This window comes from Achromobacter sp. Marseille-Q0513 (genome assembly GCF_018195695.1).
Lineage (GTDB): Bacteria > Pseudomonadota > Gammaproteobacteria > Burkholderiales > Burkholderiaceae_B > Achromobacter.
Genome location: NZ_JAGTJY010000322.1, coordinates 1 through 2,906 on the forward strand (window position 1 = coordinate 1; position 2,906 = coordinate 2,906).

Consider the following 2,906-nt stretch of genomic DNA (forward strand, 5'->3'; position numbering starts at 1 on the left):
GCCATGCCCGCAGACACCGCCGCAGCCGCCCGCCCCGCTCCGCCCTCGACCCCGGACGCGCAGCGCGCGGCACGGATGATTCCCTTCATCGTGGGCTGCGCGCTCTTCATGCAGATGCTGGACGCCACCGTGGTGGCCACCGCGCTGCCGGCCATGGCCCGGGCCCTGGATTCGACCCCGGTGCGGCTGAACGTCGCCATCACTTCCTACCTGCTGTCGGTGGCCGTGTTCGTGCCGGTCAGCGGCTGGGCGGCCGACCGGTACGGCGCGCGGCGCGTGTTCGTGGCCGCCATCGGCCTGTTCACCCTGAGTTCCGTCGCCTGCGCCCTGGCCCAGGACCTGCCGCAGCTGGTCCTGGCGCGCATCGTGCAGGGCATGGCCGGCGCCATGATGGTGCCGGTGGGCCGCATCATCCTGCTGCGCACGGTGCCCAAGCAGGATCTGCTGAAGGCCATGTCCTTCCTGTCCATTCCGGCGCTGCTGGGGCCGGTGATCGGGCCGCCGCTGGGCGGTTTCATGGTCACCTACATGTCCTGGCACTGGATCTTCCTCATCAACATCCCGATCGGCGTGCTGGGCATCGCGCTGGTGCTGCGCTATGTGGCCGAGATCCGCGAGGAAAGCGCGCCCGGCCTGGACTGGCCGGGCTTCCTGCTGAGCGCGGCCTGTCTGGCCATGCTGGTCAGCGGCTTCGAGGCCATCGGCCGCGACATCATGCCGTTGCCCGCGTTGCTGGGCCTGCTCGCCGCCGGCACCGCCTGCGGCCTGCTCTACGCCTGGCATGCCAAGCGCGTCGAGCATCCCATCATCGACCTGTCGCTGATGAAGATCCCCACCTTCGCCATCTCCACGCTGGGCGGCAACCTGTGCCGCTTCACCGTGGGCGCCACGCCTTTCCTGCTGGCCATGCTGCTGCAGGTGGGCTTCGGCCTGACGCCGTTCTCGGCCGGGCTGATCACCTTCGCCAGCGCCGCCGGCGCCTTGCTGATGAAGTTCGTGGCCACGCCCATCGTCAGGCACTTCGGCTTTCGCCGCGTGCTGACCGTCAACGCGGTGCTGGCCGGCGCCTTCGTGGCCGCCAGCGCCGCCTTCACGCCCACCACGCCGGTCTGGCTGATGATCGCCGTGCTGCTGGTCGGCGGCTTCTTCCGCTCGCTGCAGTTCACCGGCGTAAATACGCTAACCTATGCCGATATCCCGCCGGCCAAGATGAGCCGCGCCAGCAGCTTCGCTGCCATGGCGCAGCAGTTGGGCATCAGCCTGGGCGTGGGGGTGGCCGCCGTCACGCTGAACGTCAGCATGACCTTGCGCGGCGCCGAGACGCTGGCCATACGCGACGTGGTCGCGGGTTTCATCGTCATCGGCCTGATGTGCGCGGCCTCGGTTTTCTCCTTTAGACGCCTCGAGCCCATGGCCGGGGCACACCTGAACGGCGCAAAGCAAAGTGACGACGAATGAGTTTGTCCTCGCCCTGGACCAGGGCACGACCAGTTCCCGGGCCATCGTGTTCGACCGCGACGGCGTGGTGCGCGGCGTCGGCCAGCGTGAATTCCACCAGCACTATCCCCGGCCGGGCTGGGTCGAGCACGATGCCGGCGAGCTCTGGCACAGCCAGCTCGACGTGGCGCGCGAGGCGCTGCGCAACGCCGGGGCCACCGCGGCCGACGTGGCCGCCATCGGCATCACCAACCAGCGCGAAACCACGCTGATCTGGGAACGCGCCACCGGCCGCCCGCTGGCGCGCGCCATCGTCTGGCAGGACCGCCGCACCGCGCCGCTGTGCGACCGGCTGCGCGCCGACGGGCACGCCGATTTCCTGCAGTCCCGCACCGGCCTGGTGCTGGACGCGTACTTCTCCGGCACCAAGCTGTCCTGGCTGCTCGACCACGTGCCCGGCGCGCGCCAGATGGCCGAGCGCGGCGAACTGGCCTTCGGCACCGTCGACACCTGGCTGGTGTGGCAGCTGACCGGCGGCGCGGTGCACAGCACCGACCCCAGCAACGCCTCGCGCACCATGCTGTTCGACCTGCACACACAGGACTGGAACGACGAGATCCTGGCGCTGCTGAACATCCCGCGCAGCGTGCTGCCCGACATCGCGCCAAGCAGCGCGGTGATCGGCAACGCCCTGCCCGAATGGCTGGGCGGCGCCATCCCCATCGCCGGCGTGGCCGGCGACCAGCAGGCCGCCACCTTCGGCCAGGCCTGCTTCACGCCCGGCATGGCCAAGAACACCTACGGCACCGGCTGCTTCATGCTGATGAACGTCGGCGACAAGCCGGTGCGCTCGGCCAACAACCTGCTGTCCACCGTGGGCTGGGGCCTGCCCGATGCCGGCTCGCGCGGCTCCTGGAAGCCCGCCTACATGCTGGAAGGCGGCGTGTTCGTGGCCGGCGCGGCGGTGCAGTGGCTGCGCGACGGGCTGGGCATCATCCAGCGCTCGGAAGAGATCGAGGCGCTGGCCGCCAGCGTTGCCGACACCGACGACGTGTTCATGGTGCCGGCCTTCGCCGGCCTGGGCGCGCCGCATTGGGACCCATACGCGCGCGGCACCCTGGTCGGACTGACGCGCGGCACCACGCGCGCGCATATCGCCCGCGCCACGCTGGAATCCATCGCGCTGCAAAGCGCCGAGCTGCTGACCTGCATGAACGGCGACAGCGGCATCGCCCTGACCGAGCTGCGCGTGGACGGCGGCGCGGCGCGCAATGACCTGCTCATGCAGATGCAGGCCGACCTGCTGGGCGTGCCCGTGGTGCGCCCGCGCGTATCGGAATCGACCGCGCTGGGCGCGGCCGGCCTGGCCGGCCTTGCCGTGGGCTTCTGGTCCGGCCAGGACGAGTTCGCCTCCAAGTGGCAGGCCGAACGGACCTTCGAACCGGCTTGGCCGGAATCGGTGCGCGCGG

2 protein-coding genes are annotated in these 2,906 nt (G+C 70.5%); both read left to right on the forward strand.

Annotated elements, in window-relative coordinates:
* Positions 1–3 precede the first annotated feature (3 nt).
* Positions 4–1,458: an MFS transporter gene (locus KDH83_RS30155; RefSeq protein ID WP_212322595.1), complete on the forward strand. Its 1,455-nt coding sequence runs from the start codon at positions 4–6 to the stop codon at positions 1,456–1,458.
* A partial coding sequence (glpK, locus tag KDH83_RS30160) for a glycerol kinase GlpK (protein ID WP_212322593.1) occupies positions 1,445–2,906 on the forward strand: 1,462 nt, incomplete at its 3' end. The genes KDH83_RS30155 and glpK, both read left to right, overlap by 14 nt.